The 18,167-nt window shown below is 67.5% G+C and carries 17 protein-coding genes; 4 read left to right on the forward strand and 13 right to left on the reverse strand.

The window, feature by feature from the left end; genetic code table 11:
- Positions 1-61 precede the first annotated feature (61 nt).
- Genes WDLP6_RS22915 through WDLP6_RS22925 form a run of 3 tightly spaced genes read left to right on the forward strand, consistent with a single transcriptional unit; the run spans position 62 to position 3,848 of the window.
- The gene (locus WDLP6_RS22915) at positions 62-1,690 is read left to right on the forward strand and encodes a class I adenylate-forming enzyme family protein (RefSeq protein WP_162594207.1); all 1,629 of its coding nucleotides are present in this window, start codon (positions 62-64) and stop codon (positions 1,688-1,690) included.
- Between the two features lie 32 nt (positions 1,691-1,722).
- Positions 1,723-2,922, forward strand: coding sequence for an ABC transporter substrate-binding protein (locus WDLP6_RS22920; protein ID WP_162569411.1), 1,200 nt, complete (start codon positions 1,723-1,725; stop codon positions 2,920-2,922).
- Positions 2,923-2,927: 5 nt separating this feature from the next.
- Complete coding sequence (locus WDLP6_RS22925; RefSeq protein WP_162594208.1) at positions 2,928-3,848, forward strand: NAD(P)-dependent oxidoreductase; 921 nt, start codon at positions 2,928-2,930, stop codon at positions 3,846-3,848.
- On the opposite strand, the gene WDLP6_RS22930 is transcribed toward WDLP6_RS22925, so the two are convergent.
- The 13 genes from WDLP6_RS22930 to WDLP6_RS22990 form a co-directional block, all read right to left on the reverse strand.
- A complete protein-coding gene (locus WDLP6_RS22930; RefSeq protein ID WP_162569413.1) occupies positions 3,845-4,627 on the reverse strand; it encodes an enoyl-CoA hydratase/isomerase family protein in 783 nt (260 codons plus the stop codon). The genes WDLP6_RS22925 and WDLP6_RS22930 overlap by 4 nt on opposite strands.
- Before the next feature lie 31 nt (positions 4,628-4,658).
- Entirely contained in the window at positions 4,659-5,819 is a 1,161-nt protein-coding gene (locus WDLP6_RS22935; RefSeq protein ID WP_162594209.1) for an acyl-CoA dehydrogenase family protein, read from the reverse strand.
- A 62-nt stretch (positions 5,820-5,881) separates the two neighbouring features.
- A complete protein-coding gene (locus WDLP6_RS22940; protein WP_162594210.1) occupies positions 5,882-6,841 on the reverse strand; it encodes a Bug family tripartite tricarboxylate transporter substrate binding protein in 960 nt (319 codons plus the stop codon).
- A 23-nt stretch (positions 6,842-6,864) separates the two neighbouring features.
- Positions 6,865-8,022, reverse strand: a complete 1,158-nt coding sequence (locus WDLP6_RS22945) for an acyl-CoA dehydrogenase family protein (RefSeq protein ID WP_162569416.1) — start codon at positions 8,020-8,022, stop codon at positions 6,865-6,867.
- A 36-nt stretch (positions 8,023-8,058) separates the two neighbouring features.
- Positions 8,059-8,826 (reverse strand): SDR family NAD(P)-dependent oxidoreductase, encoded by a 768-nt coding sequence (locus tag WDLP6_RS22950; protein WP_162594211.1) that lies wholly within the window; start codon positions 8,824-8,826, stop codon positions 8,059-8,061.
- Positions 8,823-9,278 carry a MaoC family dehydratase gene (locus WDLP6_RS22955; RefSeq protein ID WP_162594212.1) on the reverse strand — a complete coding sequence of 152 codons (456 nt, stop codon included), beginning with the start codon at positions 9,276-9,278 and terminating at the stop codon, positions 8,823-8,825. The genes WDLP6_RS22950 and WDLP6_RS22955 overlap by 4 nt, the downstream gene beginning before the upstream one ends.
- Positions 9,279-9,300: 22 nt before the next feature.
- Positions 9,301-10,044: an SDR family NAD(P)-dependent oxidoreductase gene (locus tag WDLP6_RS22960; RefSeq protein ID WP_232077234.1), complete on the reverse strand. Its 744-nt coding sequence runs from the start codon at positions 10,042-10,044 to the stop codon at positions 9,301-9,303.
- A 17-nt stretch (positions 10,045-10,061) separates the two neighbouring features.
- Positions 10,062-10,817 carry an enoyl-CoA hydratase/isomerase family protein gene (locus tag WDLP6_RS22965; RefSeq protein ID WP_162594214.1) on the reverse strand — a complete coding sequence of 252 codons (756 nt, stop codon included), beginning with the start codon at positions 10,815-10,817 and terminating at the stop codon, positions 10,062-10,064.
- A gap of 13 nt (positions 10,818-10,830) precedes the next feature.
- The gene (locus WDLP6_RS22970; protein WP_162594215.1) at positions 10,831-12,849 is read right to left on the reverse strand and encodes an FAD-dependent oxidoreductase; all 2,019 of its coding nucleotides are present in this window, start codon (positions 12,847-12,849) and stop codon (positions 10,831-10,833) included.
- 3 nt (positions 12,850-12,852) lie between these two features.
- Positions 12,853-13,644 carry an enoyl-CoA hydratase-related protein gene (locus WDLP6_RS22975; RefSeq protein ID WP_162594216.1) on the reverse strand — a complete coding sequence of 264 codons (792 nt, stop codon included), beginning with the start codon at positions 13,642-13,644 and terminating at the stop codon, positions 12,853-12,855.
- Positions 13,645-13,676: 32 nt separating this feature from the next.
- Positions 13,677-14,591, reverse strand: coding sequence for an SDR family NAD(P)-dependent oxidoreductase (locus WDLP6_RS22980; RefSeq protein WP_162569423.1), 915 nt, complete (start codon positions 14,589-14,591; stop codon positions 13,677-13,679).
- A 35-nt stretch (positions 14,592-14,626) separates the two neighbouring features.
- The gene (locus WDLP6_RS22985; RefSeq protein WP_162594217.1) at positions 14,627-15,805 is read right to left on the reverse strand and encodes a CaiB/BaiF CoA transferase family protein; all 1,179 of its coding nucleotides are present in this window, start codon (positions 15,803-15,805) and stop codon (positions 14,627-14,629) included.
- 11 nt (positions 15,806-15,816) lie between these two features.
- Positions 15,817-16,977: an acyl-CoA dehydrogenase family protein gene (locus WDLP6_RS22990; RefSeq protein ID WP_162594218.1), complete on the reverse strand. Its 1,161-nt coding sequence runs from the start codon at positions 16,975-16,977 to the stop codon at positions 15,817-15,819.
- Between the two features lie 171 nt (positions 16,978-17,148).
- Between WDLP6_RS22990 and gcvA the strand changes: the two genes are divergently transcribed.
- Positions 17,149-18,066, forward strand: a complete 918-nt coding sequence (gene gcvA / locus WDLP6_RS22995; RefSeq protein WP_232077236.1) for a transcriptional regulator GcvA — start codon at positions 17,149-17,151, stop codon at positions 18,064-18,066.
- The last annotated feature ends 101 nt before the right edge of the window (positions 18,067-18,167 follow it).

The following is an 18,167-nucleotide window of genomic DNA, read 5'->3' on the forward strand; positions in this document are numbered from 1 at the left end:
ATTCGATTGTCAGCAGGGACTGTTCGCGGACCAATACGTCTCCTCGGCCAGGAGACAAGACGTGAAGGAATGGTTTCGAAGACGCACCATCGGCATGTTGCCGGCGCAGGCCGCGCGCAGGTGGGGTAGGAACGAAGCGCTGGCCTTCAACGGACAGCGCTGGACCTACGCGCAATTCGACGCCGAAGTCGACCGGGTGGCACGCGCGCTGATCGGCGCCGGCGTGGCGCCCGGCGAGCGCGTCGCGGTCTGGATGACCAACCGGCCCGAGTTCCTGTACCTCTTCTACGCCATCTGCAAGGTCGGCGCCGTCTTCGTACCGTTGAACACGCGCTACCGTACCCTCGACCTGAGCCATGGTCTGCGCCAGTGCGGCTGCGCGACCTTCATCACCGTGGCGCGTTCGGGGCCCATCGACTATGTCGACATGGCGCGAGAGGTGCTGGGCGAGGTCGAGGTGGGAGCCGATGGGCTCCTGCGATCTTCCACCTGTTCCGATCTGCGCCGGGTCGTCGTCTTCGAGCAGGGCGCCTTGCCGGGCGCGTTGTCATGGACGACCTTCATGCAAGGAGCGACGGATGCCGCGGACGGCGAATTGGAGAGGCGCGCCGCAGCGGTCGACCCGGACGCCGCGGCGCTCATCATCTACACCTCGGGCACCACCGGCAAGCCCAAGGGCGTGATGCTGAGCCACATCGGCGTCCGGCTCATGTCGGAGCGGGCGGCGGCGCTCGGGCTCACGAGCTCGGACGTCTGCCTGAACAACCTGCCGCTGTTCCATATCTATTCGCTCGGCAACATTGCCTTGCACAGCATCGTGACCGGTGCCAGGCAGGTCGTGACCGAGACCTTCGATGCCGAGCAGTCATTGCGCCTGATCGAAAGCGAGCGCGTCACCATGCTGTCCGGCTTCGATACGCACTATCGAGACCTGATCCATCAGAAGGCCCGCCTGCCCGCGATCGACACGAGCAGCCTGCGGGTCGGCCATTTCGGGGCCGGCCTGAAAAACGTGGAGGAACTTGCTCACGAGATCCAGCGCAAGCTGTGCCCCACGGTGGGTGCCTACGGCATGACCGAATGCTGGGGCGCGGTCAGCCACTCGTTTCTGGATGCCACGCTCGATCAGCGGACCCAGGCCTCCGGTTACCCGCTGCCCGATGTGGAGCTGCGTGTCGTCGATCCCCAGACCGGGCTGGATCTTCAACCCGGCGAACAGGGCGAAATCCTGATTCGCAGCTACACCAACATGCTCGGCTACTACAGGCAACCCGAGGCAACTGCGCAAACGATAGACGGCGAAGGATGGATCCACTCCGGCGACGCCGGCATTCTTCGCACAGATGGGCACCTGCGCTTCACCGGCCGCTACAAGGACATGCTGAAAGTGGGCGGCGACAACGTTTCACCCGCCGAGGTCGAACACCTGCTCCTGCAGATGCCGGGCATCTCCGAAGCGGCCGTGATCGGCTGCCCCGACCTCCGGCTGCACGAGGTGGTGGCAGCCTTCGTCGTCACGGCAACCGACGCGCAAATCGGCTTGCCGGAGGTCGACGCCTTTTGCCGCGGAAAGATTGCGAGCTTCAAGATTCCGCGCCGGGTCGTCGTCGTCGATGCGCTGCCCCTGACACCGAGCGGCAAGGTCCAGAAGCAATTGCTGCGCGATCGCCTGCGCGAGATCTCAGACTGAAAACACCCTCACTTTCCTTGCGAGCACCTCTCATGAATTCCAAGACAATCCTCGCGGCACTGGCCATTGCGCTGAGCCCTGCCTGTGCCTTCTCCCAAAACGATACCGGTCCCGTCCGGATCGGCTTCATCACCGACAAGTCGAGTCTCTACGCCGACATCGACGGCCCGGCCGGCGCCGAAGTCATCCATTGGGCGGTCCAGGATTTCGGTGGCAAGGTGCTGGGGCGTCCCGTCGAGGTCGTGTCCGCCGATCATCAGAACAAGTCCGACCTGGCGAGCTTGCAGGCCCGCCAATGGATGGACAACGACAATCTGGCGGTGCTCTTCGGCGGCGGCAGTTCCGCCGCGAACCTGGTGATGGCGCAACTGGCGCTTGCGAAGAAGCGACCCTTCATTTCGATCGGGGGAGCCACAGCGCGCCTGACCAACGAGGAATGTTCCCCCTACACGCTCCACTACGCCTACGACACAGTCGCCCTGGCGAAGGTGGCCGGCACCGCGTTGGTCAAGGCCGGCTACAAGAACTGGTACTTCCTGACGGCTGACTACGCGTTCGGTCATTCGCTGCAATCAGACGCCGCCGAGGTGGTGAGGGCCAATGGAGGAACCGTATTGGGCAGCGTTCAACATCCGCTGAACGCCTCCGATTTCTCCTCCTTCCTGCTGCAGGCCCAGGCCTCCAAGGCCCAGATCCTCGGGTTGGCGGATGCCGGCGGCGACTTCACGAACGCCGTCAAGGCTGCCAAGGCATTCGGAATCGACAAGACGATGAAGATCGCGGGCCTGCTGGTGTTCATCAATGATGTCCACAGCCTGGGCCTGTCGAACACGGCCGGACTGCAATTGGCGGACAGCTGGTATTGGGACCAAAGCGATGCTTCCCGAAAATTCGCAAGCCGTTTCTTCGAACGTTTCAAGCGGATGCCCTCGAGCATTCAGGCGGCGGACTACTCCGCCACCATCAACTACCTGCAGGCCGTGGCGGCGGCTGGCACGATCAACGGCGACAAGGTGATGGCCGTGTTGAAGTCGAAGAAGTACGACGACTTCTATGGCAAGGGCTTCGTCCGGGCCGACGGCCGCATGATCCACGACATGTACCTGTTCCAGGTCAAGTCGCCCGCCGAGTCGACCCGGCCATGGGACTACTACAAGCTCGTCGCGACGGTTCCCGGCGAGCAGGCATTCACCACCGTCGCCGAGAGCAAATGCCAGCTCCTCAAGAAGTAGCCGCCATGGAAAGCGCACCGGTGCGCCGGGTCGGCTTCGCCGGCCTGGGCGTGATCGGCATCGAGATGGCCCGGCGGATCCTGCAGGCCGGCTTCGAACTCGAGGTCTGGAACCGCAGCGCGGACAAGGCGGCGCCCCTGGTCGCGCTCGGCGCCAGGCTCGCGGCCACGCCCGCGGCGCTGGCGCGATCGGTGGACGTGCTGTGCCTTTGCGTCACCGACGCGCATGCCGTGGAGCAGATCGTCTTCGGCGACGAGGGGATCGCCACGGCCGGCCCCGCCAGTCTGCGCGATCTCGTCGTCGCCGATCACTCCACCTTGCACCCTGCGGCCACGCGAAGCATCGCCGCCCGCTTCCACGCGGCGGGCGGCACCTGGGTGGACGCGCCGGTCACCGGCGGCCCGTCCGGTGCGCAGCAAGGCGCGCTCGCGGTGTTCGCCGGCGGCGAGCCGCGGCATGTGGAGCGCGTGCGGCCGGTGGTGATGAGCTTCGCGCGCCAGATGACGCACCTCGGTCCGGCCGGCAGCGGCCAGGCGGCGAAGGCCTGCAATCAGATGGTCAGCTTCGGCACCGCCGCGGTGCTGGCCGAAGCGCTGAACCTCGCGCTCAAGCTGGGGCTGGATGTCGCGCGCCTGCCGCAGGCCATGGAGGGCGGGCTGGCCGATTCCGCCGTGCTGCGCCGCTATGCGCCGGCCATGGTCAGCGGCGAACTCACGGGCTCGGCACGCACGGCGCTGAAGGATCTCGAGATCATCATCGACCTGGGCCGCGAAACCGGATCGCCGATGCCGCTGACCGGCCTGCTCGCGTCGCTGCACCGCATGCTGGCGAGCCAGGGCCACTTCATGGGCGGCATGGCAGGCGTCATCCGCCTGTATGCCGAGGGCGCGCTCACGGGTGCGGCCGTCGACCCTGGGGATGCCTAGTACGTCGGCGCGCGCTTGGCCTCGATCGCGTCGAGCGCCGAGGCAAAGTCGGGGCCGGACAACAAGCGGCCCTGCTGCAGCAGGTTGAACTCCCACTCGCCGGCCAACGTGCCCTCCATGGAACGGCGCAGCGCCACCTTGGCGGCGCGCAGGGCGTCGGCCGAGCGGCAGGCCAGGTCCTTCGCGAAGGCCTGGCCCTCGTCGCGAAGCTGGGCATCGTCCTGCGCCAGATGCGTCGCCAGGCCGATCCGCACGGCCTCCTCGCCGTACACGCGCTGCGCCCGCATCACCATGTTGGCGGCGCGCTCCAGGCCGATCAGGCGCGGCAGGAGGTACATCGCGCCCAATGGCGGGATGCAGCCGATCGCCGTCCAGTTCTCGTGAAAGAAGGACTTCTTCGAGACCACGCGGAAGTCGGTCGCGAGCGCCAGATCGCAGCCCGTGCCGACCGCCGCGCCGTTGACCACGGCCACGGTCGGCTTGCTGCACAGCTTGATGAGGCGCACCGCGCCCTGGAAGAAGCTGTAGACGTTCTTTTGCACTTCGTCCGGCGTCATCTTCTGGACCTCGCGCAGGAAGCCCTTGTCGCCGCCCGAGGAAAAATCGGGGCCGTTGCCGGTGAACAGGATGACGCGCACGCCGGGGTCGGCCTCGAAGGCCTTCACGGCCTCCATGACCTCGCCGAGAAACTGCGGCACCAGGCCGTTGCGGGTCTCGGGGCGGTTGAAGATGATCTGGGCCACGCGGTCTTCCACGCGGGTCTGCAATTGGTCGCTCATCGGAATGGTCCTTGATTGGGGAATGCGGGTGTCAGTGCAGCGCCGAAGCGGCGCGCACCAGGTGCTTGGCGATGGTGATCTGCTGGATCTGGGTCGTGCCTTCGTAGATGCGGAAGATGCGCGCGTCCCGGTACAGCCGCTCGACGGCCGAGTCCTGCATGTAGCCCGCGCCGCCGAAGACCTGGATGGCGCGATCGGCCACGCGGCCCACCATTTCGGATGCGTACATCTTGCAGCAGGCCGCATCCATCGAGAAGTCCTCGCCGCGGTCGCAGCGCGCCGCGGTCTGCAGCACGAGCGCACGGGCCGCGAGATGCTCGGCGCGGCTGTCCGCGAGCATGGCCTGCACCAGCTGGAACTGCGCGATGGGCTGGCCGAACTGGCGCCGCTCCAGCGCGTAGCGCAGCATCTCGTCGATCAGGCGGCCTGCGAGACCCACCGACGCCGCGCCGATGTGCAGGCGCCCGCGATCGATGGTGCGCATGGTGAGCTTGAAGCCCTTGCCCTCTTCGCCCAGCAAGGCATCGGGCGGCACCACGCAGTCCTCGAAATGCAGATCGCCGGTGTGCGCGCCCTGCTGGCCCATCTTGCGATCGGGCGGCGCCTGCACCAGGCCCGGCGTGCCGCGCTCGACCAGCAGCACCGACACGCCGCTGCCCCCGGTCGAACCCGGCTCGGTGCGCGCGACGACGTTGATCACATCCGCTTCGGAGGCGCCGGTGATGAAGCGCTTGCCGCCGTTGATGACCCAGCAGCCGTCGGCGCGGCGGTGCGCGCGGGTGTTCAATGCCGTGGCGTCGGAACCGCTGCTCGGCTCGGTCAGCGCAAAGGCGGTGAGCAATTCGCCCGACGCGATGCGCGGCAGGTAGTGGTCGCGCTGCCTGTCGGTGCCGCCCCACAGGATGGCGCGGCCGCCGAGGCTGTTGTTGGCGCCGATGTAGCCGCGAAAGGCCGGCGCGGCGTAGCACAGCTCGAACACCACCTGCACTTCCTCGCAGGCATTCAGTTCGAGGCCGCCATACTTCTGCGGCAAGGTCATGCCGAACAGGCCGAGCTTGCGCATGTCGGCGACCACCTCCTCGGGGATGCGGTCCTCGGCCGCCACCCGCGCCTCGGCAGGAATCAATCGGTCGCGCACCAGGCGCGCCACGCTGGCGACGAATTGCTTCAGGTCTTGGGGATCGAGGGCCAAGCTGTTTCCTTTGTTTGCTCGGTGGTGCGGTCTCGCGGTCTCGGATCGTCTTTGACGATCGACTACGTCTTCTTGAGGATCGCGCCCCACTGCGCGTATTCGCGCTTCTGTTGCGCATCCAGGTCGGCGGAAGATCCCGGCATCGGTTCGTAGCCCAGCTTGACCAGTGCCGAGCCGTACTTCGGCGCCACCTGCGCGCGCTGCAATTCGGCGTTGAGTCGCGTCACGATCGCGGGCGGCAGTCCTGCCGGACCGTAGAGGCCGAACCAGCCCACGTGGTGGTAGCCGGGGATGGTCTCGCTGACCGTCGGCACGTCGGGCAGCAAGGGCAGGCGCCTGGCGCCGGTGGTGGCCAGCGGGCGCAGCTTGCCTTCGCGGATCAATGCGTCCACGCCGCCGACGATGTCGACGATCAGGTCGATGTGGCCGCCCAGCAGATCCACCACGGACTGCGACGCGCCCTTGTACGGCACATAGGTGAATTCGGCGCCGGTCTTGCGTGCGAGCAGCACCGTCGCGAGATGGTTGCCGGTGCCGGGCCCGGTGGTGCCGAAGCTCAGCTTGCCCGGCTGCGTCCGGCCGATCGAGATCAGCTCGTCCAGCGTCTTGATCGGCGACGAGGAAGAGACGACGAACACGTACTGGAACTGCGCGAAGCCGCCGATCGGTACGAACGATTTCATCGGGTCGTAGGGCAACGGGATTTCGGTCACGTAGGGCAGCATCGTCTGCAGGCTGTTCGGGATCGTGCCCAGGGTGTAACCGTCGGGCGCTGCACGGGCCAGGCGCTCCAGGCCGATGGCGCCCGAAGCGCCGGTGATGTTCTCCACCACCAGCGGCTGGCCGAGCGCGTTCGACAGCTGTTCGGCGGCCAGGCGCGAGAAGGCGTCGGTGGAGCCGCCCGCGGCGAAGGGCACGATCCACTTGATCTGGCGCTCGGGCCAGCCCGACGCCGCGCGCACGGCCGGAGCGGCCACGGCGGCCGCGATGCCGGCCATCGCCATCCTGCGATTGATGTTCATGTCTTGTCTCCTGGAGTTTGATTTCAGGCCGTCTCGGCCCGGCGGATCATGTGCTTGGCGATCGTGACCTGCTGGATCTGGGTCGTGCCCTCGTAGATGCGGAACACGCGCACGTCGCGGTAGAGGCGCTCGACCACGCTGTCCTGCATGTAGCCCGCGCCGCCGAAGATCTGCACCGCGCGATCGGCGATGCGGCCCACCATTTCGCTGGCGAACATCTTGCAGCAGGAGGCTTCCATCGAGATGTTCTCGCCGGCATCGCAACGCGCGGCGCTTTCGATCACCAGCGCGCGCGCCGCCGCCATCTCGGCCTGGCTGTCGGCCAGCATCGCCTGCACCAGCTGGAAGTCGGCGATCGGCTTGCCGAACTGGCGCCGCTCCATCGCGTACTTCAGGGCTTCGTCGATCAGGCGGCGGGCGACGCCGACGCAGATCGCGCCCATGTGCAGGCGGCTGCGGTCGATGCCCTGCATCGTCAGCTCGAAGCCGCGCCCCTCCACGCCGAGCAGGGCGTCCGCGGGCAGCCGGCAGTCGTCGAAGGCGAGTTCCGCCACGTGCGTGCCCTGCTGGCCCATCTTCTTCTCGGGCTTGCCGCGCAGGATGCCGGGCGTATCGCCGGGGACCAGGAACACCGACACGCCCTTGCCGCCGGTGGATTGCGGATCGCTGCGCGCCACCACGATGAAGAGGTCGGCGATGTCGGCATGCGTGATGAAGGTCTTGCGTCCGCTCAACACCCAGGCGCCATCGGCCTGCTTCGTCGCCCGGGTCTTCAGCGCCGCGGCATCGGAGCCGGTCTCGGGCTCGGTCAGCGCGAACGCGGTCACGAGTTCGCCGGAAGCGACCCGCGGCAGGTACTTGTCCTTCATCGCCTCGCTGCCGCCGACCAGGATCGCCCGGCCGCCCAGGCCGTTGTTGGCGCCCAGGTAGCCGCGGTAGGCCGGCGCGGCGTAGCACAGCTCGAAGACGACGCGCACCTCTTCCGCGGCATTGAGTTCGAGGCCGCCGAATTTCTCCGGCAACGTCATGCCGAACAGGCCCAGTTCGCCCATGCCGCGAAGCAGCTCGGCCGGGATGTGGTCCTCTTCGGCCACCCGGGCCTCGGCCGGGATCAGCCGCTCGCGCACGAAGCGGGCGACGGTGTCGGTGAACTGGTTCAGGTTGTCAGCATCGAGTGCCAAGGCGCTCTCCTTCGTGGAATGTGATTCGGGTCATCGTCACCAGCCGCCGAACGACAGGCCGCCGTTCACGCTCAGCGTCTGGCCCGTGATCTGGCCAGCGCCATCGCCGGCCAGGAAGGCCACGGCTTCGGCCACTTCCTCCGCCTTCGGCGCACGGCCCGAAGGAAAGCGCGTGACGGCCTTGGCGAACAGCTCGTTGCCGAATTGCGGGTTGGCGAACATGCGCTCCCAGCCGACCGTGTTGGAGGTGATGGTGAGCGCCACGGCATTCACGCGGATCTTGTCGCGCGTCAGTTCGCGGGCGAGCGATTTGGTCAACAGGATGATGGCCGCACCCGAGGCGCCGATCACCGACTCGCCGGGCGTCGGATGCCGCGCCGCATCGGTGGTGAGCAGCACCACGGCGCCGTGGCCGGACTGGCGCAGGAACGGAATGGCCGCATGCACCGGCAGGATCCGTCCCATGACCCGGATGCGAAAGCCCTCTTCGATCTGCGCCGGCGTCATCTGCTCGAAGGGCAGCGGTCCCAGCGGGGTCTGCGCGCCGGCGCTGACCAGCACATCCAGGCCGCCCAGCCGGCGCGCCGCCTCGGCCACCGCGGCGGCGCCCTGGGCGGCATCGACGGCATCGCCCTGCACGAAGAAGCTGCCGGGCGAGAGCGCGTCCAGCACCTGCCCGGCCGCCGCGCCGGTCTCAGCCGAACGGCCGGTGACGGCCACCCTGTGACCCTGGCTGGCCATCAGCTTGGCCACGGCGAAGCCCGCGCCGGCGCTGCCGCCGGTGACGAGGACGGCCTTGCTCACCGGTACCGCCGCTGCACGAATTCGGCGATGCAGACCGGCTTGGTCTCGCCCTCTCGCTCCACGTTCATGTCCCAGGTGAGCTGCAGGCCGTTGTCCGCCACTTCCTCGCAGGCCAGCAGCTTGATGCGGCAACGCAGCCGGCTGCCCACCGGCACCGGCGCAGGAAATCGAACCCGGTTCATGCCGTAGTTGAGGCCCATGCGCATCTGCTCGACCTTGATCGCCGTCGCGTACATGATCGGCAGCAGCGACAGCGTGAGGAAGCCGTGCGCGATGGTGGTGCCATAAGGGCCGGCCTTCGCGCGGACCGGGTCCACGTGCAGCCATTGGTGGTCGCCGGTGGCCTCGGCGAACAGGTCGATCTGTTCCTGAGTGACCGTGATCCAGTCGCTGGTCGACACGTGCTGGCCGACCAGCGGGACGAGCTCGTCCAGCGTCGCGAATACTCTCATTGCTTGTTCTCCGGGTGCCGGCTCAGCCGGCCATGGTCAGGCCGCCGCTGACGCTCAGGACCTGGCCGGTGACGTAGTTCGAGTGCGGTCCCATGAGATAGCGCACGGCCTCTGCGATGTCCTCGGGCTGGCCGAGACGGCGGAACGGGATGGCGCTGATCAGCGCCTCGCGCAGCCCTTCGGAGGCCTGGGCATTGAACAGCGGCGTGTCGGTCGGGCCGGGGCACACCACGTTGACATTGATCTGGTGGCGCGCCATCTCGCGCGCCAGCGATTTCGTGAAGGCGATCAGGCCGCCCTTGGTCGCCGCGTAGGCCGTCTCGCCCATGCTGCCGACCCGGCCGGCGTCGCTGGCGATGTTGACGATCTTGCCCGCGTTGGCCGAGATCATCGACGGCAATACCAGCTGGGTCAGCCGCATCGCACCCAACAGGTTGACCGCCACCAGCCGTTCCCACAGCGCCGGATCGTTCTTGATGAAAGGGCCGACCTTGTCGAAGCCGGCGGCATTCACCAGCCCGTCCACCCGCCCATGCCGCGCCAGGACTTCCGCGGCGAACGCCTTCACGGAATCCGCCTGTGCCAGATCGAGCGCCGCCGCCGACACCCGGCCGCCCTCGCAGCCCTCGGCCGTGCCCTGCGCGCCCGCGAGGTCGAGGTCGCCGACGTGCACGACGGCGCCATGCGCGGCCAGCACCTGGGTGGTCGCCCGGCCGATGCCCGAGGCGCCGCCGGTGACCACGATGATCTTGTCCTTCAATTCCACGAAGTCTCCTTGAGAAGTCATTGGGTCGATCGGGCGAGGAACTCGCCGACCAGTTGCTGCGTGCGCGGATGCGCGAGGCAGCCCTTCACGCATTCCGTCTCCACCGCGTAGCCGTCGCGCTGGGTGTCGAAGGCCGCGCGGATCGCGGCCTTGGCCGCCTGCGCTGCGTGCGGCGCGACGGCAGCGAACTGCTGGAGCACGGCCTGCGCGCGCGCGTCGAATTCCGCCGCGGGAACGGCCCACTGCACCAACCCCATCGCCAGGGCCTGCGCGCCGGTGACCGGCTCGCCGCTGAGGATCAGCTTCATCGCATTGGCCATGCCGACCGCGCGCGGCAGCCGCTGCGTGCCGCCCGCACCCGGCATCAGGCCGAGCTTCACTTCGACCAGGCCGAGCCTGGCTTCTTCCGATGCCATCCGCAGATCGCAGGCCAGCGCCAGCTCCAGCCCGCCGCCCAGCGCACTGCCCTTGAGCAGCGCGATGGTCGGCTGCCTGAGCGCTTCGATGCGCGCGAACAGTTTCTGATAGCGGCTGCCGGCGCTCGCCTGCACCTCGATCCCGCGGCCGAAGTTGGCGCCGATCTGCTTGAGGTCGGCACCGCCGCAGAAAAGCCTGAGTGCACTGCGCACGCAGAAGATCGACCAGTCCTCCCGCGCATCGAGTTGATCGAGCAGCGCATGGAAGCCCTCGACCCAGGCATCGTTCATCGCATTGACCGGCGGCCGCGCCAGGGTCACGGTGGCGATGGAATCGGCGACTTGAAGTTCGAACATCGTCTGCTCCTGCTCACAGCGCCCAGGCCAGCCGGGTGCCTTCGTCGATGGCGCGCACCGCATCGAGCTCGCTCGCGACATGGGCGCCACCGATGACGTCGACCTGCATGCCGGCGGCCAGCAGTTCGTCGGCCAATGCGCGGTTGACCTCCTGGCCGGCGCAGACCACGACGGTGTCCACCGCCAGCACTTTCGGCTCGCCGTTGACGGTGATGTGGAAGCCGTCGTCGTCCACCCGCTCGTAGGTGCAGCCGGTCAGCGTCTTCACGCCGCGGCGGCGCAGCTTGCCGCGATGGATCCAGCCGGTGCTCAGGCCGAGGCGCTCGCCCACCCGCGTGTTCGAGCGCTGCAGCAGCGTCACCTGGCGCTCGGCCGGCGGCGTGTGCATCGCCTTCAGGGCGGTCGGCGAGGCCGCCGCGGTATCGACACCCCAGTCCTCGAAGAATTCCTCCGGCGTCTCGCGATGGCCGGCCTCGTGCGGCGAGGTCAGCAGCTCGGCGACGTCGAAGCCGATGCCGCCCATGCCGATGATGGCCACCTGGCCGCCGGCCCGCCTGCGGCCGGTGATGATGTCGACATACGACGCCACCTTGGCATGGCCGGCCCCCGGGAACTGCAGCGCGCGCGGCAGGATGCCGGTCGCGACGATCACGCGGTCGAACTCGCCCGACGCGAGCTGCGCCGCCGTGGCGCGCGTGTTCAGGCGCAACTGCACGCCGCAACGCTCGATCTGCTCGCGGAAGTAGCGCAGCGTCTCCGCGAACTCGATCTTGCCGGGCACGCGCACGGCCAGGTTGAGCTGACCGCCGATGACATCGGAGGCTTCGAACAGCGTGACCTGATGGCCGCGCCCGGCCGCATGGGTGGCCGCAGCAAGCCCTGCCGGGCCGGCGCCCACCACCGCGACGCGCAGCTTGCGCGCCGGCGCGGGCGACTCGAAGTCGATCTCGCGGCCGGCCTGGGGGTTGACCATGCAGCTGGTCGCCTTTTCCGAGAACGCGTTGTCGAGGCAGGCCTGGTTGCAGGCGATGCAGGTGTTGATGGTCTGCGGCAGCCCGGCCGCGGCCTTGGCCGCGAAGAAAGGATCCGCCAGCAGGGGGCGCGCCATCGACACCATGTCGGCATCGCCGCTGGCGATCATCTCTTCCGCCATCTCCGGCATGTTGATCCGGTTGGAGATGACGACCGGCAGGCGCACGGCTTTCTTGAGCCGCGCCACCGCGAACCGGAATGCGCCGCGCGGCACCGGGTAGGCGATGGTGGGCACCACCGATTCGTGCCAGCCGATGCCGGTGTTGAGCAGATCGGCGCCGGCAGCTTCCACGCCCTGCGCGAGGGCGGCGATCTCTTCGGCGCTCGCACCGCCCTCGGCCAGGTCCAGCGCGGAAATGCGGTAGACGATGATGAATCCGCTGCCCACCGCGGCGCGGATGCGGCGCACGATCTCGACCGGGAAGCGGCGGCGCTTCTCGGCGCTGCCACCCCATTCGTCGCTGCGGTTGTTGCAGCGCTCGGTGGCGAACTGGTGCACCAGATAGCCCTCGGAGCCCATGACCTCGACGCCGTCGTAGCCGGCCTGTTCGGCCAGCTTCGCGCAGCGCACGAAGTCCTCGACCGTGCGCTCGACTTCTTCGGTGGCCAGCGCGCGCGGGGTGCGCGGATTGATCGGCGAGCGGATGTCGGAAGCACCGACGAGGGCGTCGATCTTGCCGTTGCGGCCCGAGTGGAGCAGTTGCAGCAGGATCTTGCCGCCGTGCCTGTGCACCTCGTCGGTCACCGGCCGGTGTTCGTGCAGCTGCGCCTCGTTCGTCAGCATCGGCGCGCCCGGCTCGATCAGCCCCTCCTCGTTCGGCGAGCAGCCGCCGGTCACGATCACCGCGACACCGCCCCTGGCGCGCTCGCCATAGAACGCGGCCATGCGGCGCACGGGCTGATCCTGCGTATCGATGCGCGTGTGCATCGAGCCCATGTAGACGCGGTTGCGCAGCACGGTGCGCCCGAGGTCCAGCGGGGCCATCAGATGCGGGAACATCGCTCAGGCCTTCCGGTCGCGCGCGGCGCGGAAGTCCGGCTTGCGCTTCTCGCGGAACGCGTTGGCGCCCTCCTTCGCCTCGGGCGTCTGGTAGAACAGCGCCAGCGCCTCGAGCCCGGCATTGCCGATGCCGCGGATGTTGTCGCTGTCGGCATTGAACGAGCGCTTGGCAATGGCGATGGCGGTCGGGCTCTTCTCGAGCAGCTCGGCGCACCAGGCATCGACGGTCGCGTCGAGCTGATCATGCGGCACCACCACGTTGACCAGCCCCATCGCCTGCGCTTCGGCGGCGGTGTAGCGGCGACAGAAATACCAGATCTCGCGCGCCTTCTTCTCGCCCACGATGCGCGACAGGTAGGCCGTGCCCCAGCCCGGGTCCACCGAGCCGACCTTCGGGCCGACCTGGCCGAAGACCGCCTTCTCGGAAGCAATGGTGAGGTCGCACATCGTGGCGAGCACGTTGCCGCCGCCGATCGCATAGCCCTGCACGCGTGCGATGACGGGCACGCGGCAGTCGCGGATCAGGGTCTGCAATTCCTCGATCGGCATGCCGGCCACGCCGCGGCCCGCATACTTGCCGTCGTGCGACGACTGGTCGCCGCCGGTGCAGAAGGCGCGCTCCCCGGCGCCGGCCAGCACGATGGCGCCGATCGACGGATCGGCATCGGCGTCGCGAAAGGCCAGGATCATCTCCTCGACCGTGTCGGGACGAAAGGCGTTCATCACCTTCTCGCGGTTGATCGTGATGCGCGCCACGCCGTTCTTCTTGGCGTAAATGATGTCGTTGAATTCCATGTCGTCGGTTTCCTGGGTTGGCGTTGCTTGTCTCAGAGAGGGTCCCAGCAGAACACGTCCTGCGAGCGCTCCAGCGGGGTGAATTGCGCGCGCATCGCGGGCATCGCCTGTTCGGCGATCCTGGCCGGCGTCCAGCCTTCGGCGTTGTGGACCGAGCGCACCGGACGCGGCTGCGAGAACAGGAAGATCTCGTTGGCGCGCACGCCGAAGATCTGCGCGCTCACGTCCTTGGCCTGGTCGCTGGCCAGGTAGACGGCCAGCGGCGCGATCTTGGCCGTCTCCATGGTCTTCAGCCGGTTGACCCGCTCCACCTGGTCGGGCGTGTCGGTCGGAATGCTGCTGATCATGCGGCTCCATGCGAAGGGTGCGATGCAGTTGGAGCGCACGTTGAACTTGGCCATGTCCAGCGCCACCGCGCGCGACAGCCCGACGATGCCCAGCTTGGCCGCCATGTAGTTGGCCTGGCCGTAGTTGCCGATCAGCGCGGAGGTCGATGTCATGTTGACCAGCGCGCCGCGGTTGTCGCTCTTGAAGTGCGGCGCCGCCGCGCGCGCCATGAAGAAGGAGCCCTGCAGGTGAACATCGATCACCGACTGCCATTCCTCCATCGACATGTTGAAGAAGAAACGGTCGCGCAGGATGCCTGCGTTGTTGACGACGCAATCGATGCGCCCGAAGCTGTCCACCGCCGTGGCGATGATCCGCTGTGCCCCGGCCCAGCTGGCCACGCTGTCGGTGCTGGCCACGGCACTGCCGCCGTTCTCCTTGATCTGCCCGACCACGCGCTGCGCGGGTCCGTCGTCCAGGCCCTCGCCCGCGAGCGAAGCGCCAATGTCGTTCACCACCACGCTGGCGCCTTCGGCCGCCATGGCCAATGCGATGTCACGGCCGATGCCGCCGCCGGCGCCGGTGACCACCACGACCTTGTCCTGCAACCACGCTGCCATATCCGTCTCTCCTTTGTCAGTTGGGTACGGCGGGTTCAGACCGCGCCGGCTTTCCTCAATGCCTCGATGTCGCTGCCGGCCAGGCCGAGCTCGCGCAACACCGCATCCGTATGTTGCCCGAGGGCCGGCACGGCATCCATGCGCGGGTTGTCCTCGCGGCTCATGCCGGGCGGCAGCAGCGCGCGCAGCTTTCCGGCCGGCGAATCGATCTCGGTCCAGCGGTCGCGGGCCTTGAGCTGCGGGTGATCCCACACGCCCTGCATGTCGTTCATGCAGGCGTTGGCGATGCCGGCTTCGTCCAGCCGGGCCACCAGCTGCTGGCCCGTCAGCCCTTGCAGCACACCGTCGATCACCTGCTTGAGTTCATCGCGCAGCGCCACCCGCCGGGCGTTGCCGGCATAGGCCTCGTTCGCCAGCACGTCGGGCCGCTGCAGCACGGTGCGGCAGAAGGACTCCCACTCGCGCTCGTTCTGGACCGCCAGGATCACCGTCACGCCATCGCCGGCGGTGAACGGCCCATAGGGAAAAATGGCCGAATGCGAAGCGCCCGCGCGCGCGGGCGGCTCGGCGCCGTCGTAGGTGTAGTAGAGCGCATAGCTGGTCCACTCGGTCATCGCCTCCAGCATCGACACCTCGATGTGCGAGCCCTTGCCGCTGACGCCGCGTCGCAGCAGGGCGGCCAGCACGTTGCTGTAGGCATACATGCCTGCGGCGATGTCGGCCACGGAGGCGCCGGTCTTGGACGGATGCTCGGGCGTGCCGGTGATCGACACCAGGCCGCCCTCGCTCTGGATCAGCAAGTCGTAGGCCTTCTTGTCGCGGTAGGGGCCGTCCGGCCCGTAGCCGGAGATATCGCACAGCGTGAGGCGCGGATGCTTGGCCGACAGCGCCTGCCACGACAGGCCCAGGCGCGCGGCGGCGCCCGGTGCCAGGTTCTGCACCACCACATCGGCCTTGGCCATCAGCGCGTCCAGCACCCCCTGCGACGCCGGGTGCTTGATGTCGAGCGTGACGCTTTCCTTCGAGCGATTCACCCAGACGAAGTGAGAGGCCAGGCCGCGCGTGCGCGTGTCGTAGGCGCGCGCGAAGTCTCCGCTGCCGGGGCGCTCGATCTTGATCACGCGCGCACCGAGGTCGGCGAGCTGGCGCGTGCAGAACGGTGCGGCGATCGCGTGCTCGAACGTGACGACCGTCAAGCCTTCCAGTGTCCTCATCGCAGGTGCTTTCAAAACGAGCGCGGCAGACCGAGCACGTGCTCGGCCACATACGACAGGATCATGTTGGTGGAGATGGGCGCGACCTGGTAGAGGCGCGTTTCGCGAAACTTGCGCTCGACGTCGTACTCGGTCGCGAAGCCGAATCCGCCGTGGAACTGGATGCACGCGTTGGCCGCCTCCCACGAGACATCGGCCGCCAGCAGCTTGGCCATGTTGGCCTCGGCGCCGCAGGGCTGGCCGGCATCGAACAGGGAGGTCGCCTTGAAGCGCATCAGGTCGGCGGCCTGCAGATTGATCCAGGCCCGTGCGATCGGAAACTGCACGCCCTGGTTCTTGCCGATCGGGCGATCGAACACCACCCGCTCGCTGGCGTACTTCACGATCTTCTCGATGAACCAGTGCGCATCGCCGATGCACTCGGCGGCCACCAGCGTGCGTTCGGCGTTGAGGCCGTCGAGCAGATACTTGAAGCCCTTGCCCTCCTCGCCGATCAGGTTCTCGGCCGGAATCTCGAGGTTGTCGAAGAACAGCTCGTTGGTCTCGTGATTGACCATGTTCGAGATCGGCCGCACGGTCATGCCCTTGCCCGTCGCCGCCTTCACGTCGACCAGGAAGATCGACATGCCGTCGGAGCGGCGCGCGACCTGGTCCACCGGCGTCGTGCGCGCCAGCAGGATCATCAGTTCCGAATGCTGCACCCGCGAGATCCAGACCTTCTGGCCGTTGACCACGTAGCGGTCGCCCTTCTTCACGGCAGTGGTCTTGAGCCGGGTGGTGTCGGTGCCGGTGGTCGGCTCGGTCACGGCCATCGACTGCAGCCGCAGTTCGCCGGTGGCGATGCCGGGCATGTAGCGTTCCTTCTGCGCCTTCGAGCCATGGCGCAGCAAGGTGTTCATGTTGTACATCTGGCCGTGGCAGGCGCCGGCATTGCCTCCGCAACGATTGATCTCTTCCATGATCACGGAAGCCTCGGCGAGACCCAGGCCCGAGCCGCCATATTCCTGCGGCACCAGCGCGGCCAGCCAGCCGGCCTGGGTCAAGGCATGGACGAACTCTTCGGGATAACCGTTCTGCTCATCGACGCGCCGGAAGTAGTCGCCCGGCAACTGGGCCACGAGGCTTCGAATCGCGTCACGCACATCCTGATAGGGGTCATGGGTACTCTGCATGGTTCGCGAGCATCGTCCCCGCCCCTGGCACTGACAATCGAATTGTTTTGCCGACGATTGAGCAAATCTAAATGCGAGCGCAATGCGAGCCGCTCTCCAGGTGGCTTGAAGTATCATCGTTCGCTCCACCCAGACTCACTCAACCCACCCACAGTTGCGACCGTGCGGGAAATGCCTCCCCTGAATGCGTTGCGCGCATTCGTATCGACCGCTCGCCATCTCAGCGCGACCAAAGCCGCGGTGGAACTCCACGTGACACTCGGTGCGGTGAGCCATCAGTTGCGCGCACTCGAGGAGTTCCTGGGCGTCGACCTGTTCGTGCGCGGCCACCGCAAGCTCACACTGACCGACGCCGGAGAACGCTACTTCCGCGAAGTGTCGGTGGCCTTCGATTCCATCCGGGCCGCCACCACGGCACTGGTCGAACCCGGCAACAGGGACATGCTCAAGCTGAGGGCCTACACCACCTTCTCGCTGCGCTGGCTGATCCCGCGGCTGTCCAGCTTCTATGCCGAGAACCGGTCGGTGGAACTCGTGCTTTCCACCAGCAACGAGCCGGTCGATTTCAGCCGCGAGAAACTCGACTTCGCGATCCGTCTGGGCAATGGCGAATGGCCGGGCTCGATCGCCGAGCGGCTGATCCCCAACATCGTGGCGCCGGTGTGCAGCCCGTCCCTGCTCGCGCGCGGGCCCGAGGTCAGCAAGCCCATCGACCTGATGCGGCATGTGCTGTTGCAGTCGACCTGGCCCGAGCGCCGCGACGACTGGCCGACCTGGTTGGCCGAGCAGGGCGTGGCGACGCTCGACGACTTCAGCTTCCTGTATTTCGAGAGCTCGGCGCTGAGCTACCAGGCCGCCATCGAAGGACAGGGCTTCGTGATGGCGCAGATGGCGCTGGTGCAGGACGACATCGCCGCCGGCCGGCTGGTGTGTCCCTTCGACCGTTGCCTGGACCGAGGCGACTTCACCTACTACCTGATCTATCCGGAAGGCCGCCGGCTCACGTCGCAGATGGAAACTTTCCGGCAATGGCTGCGTGCGCAATGCGCGGCATTCAACGAAGCGCCCTCTTCGCTCCCCAGCGCCTGAGAGATTGCGCGTCGATCCGCGCGCCTGAAGACAACCTCGGTCTTCATCGCCGTCGGCTGTCGCGGTCTTGCGCCGGACTCTTGCGCGCTTGAATTGCATTC

Source organism: Variovorax sp. PBL-E5 (genome assembly GCF_901827185.1).
Lineage (GTDB): Bacteria > Pseudomonadota > Gammaproteobacteria > Burkholderiales > Burkholderiaceae_C > Variovorax.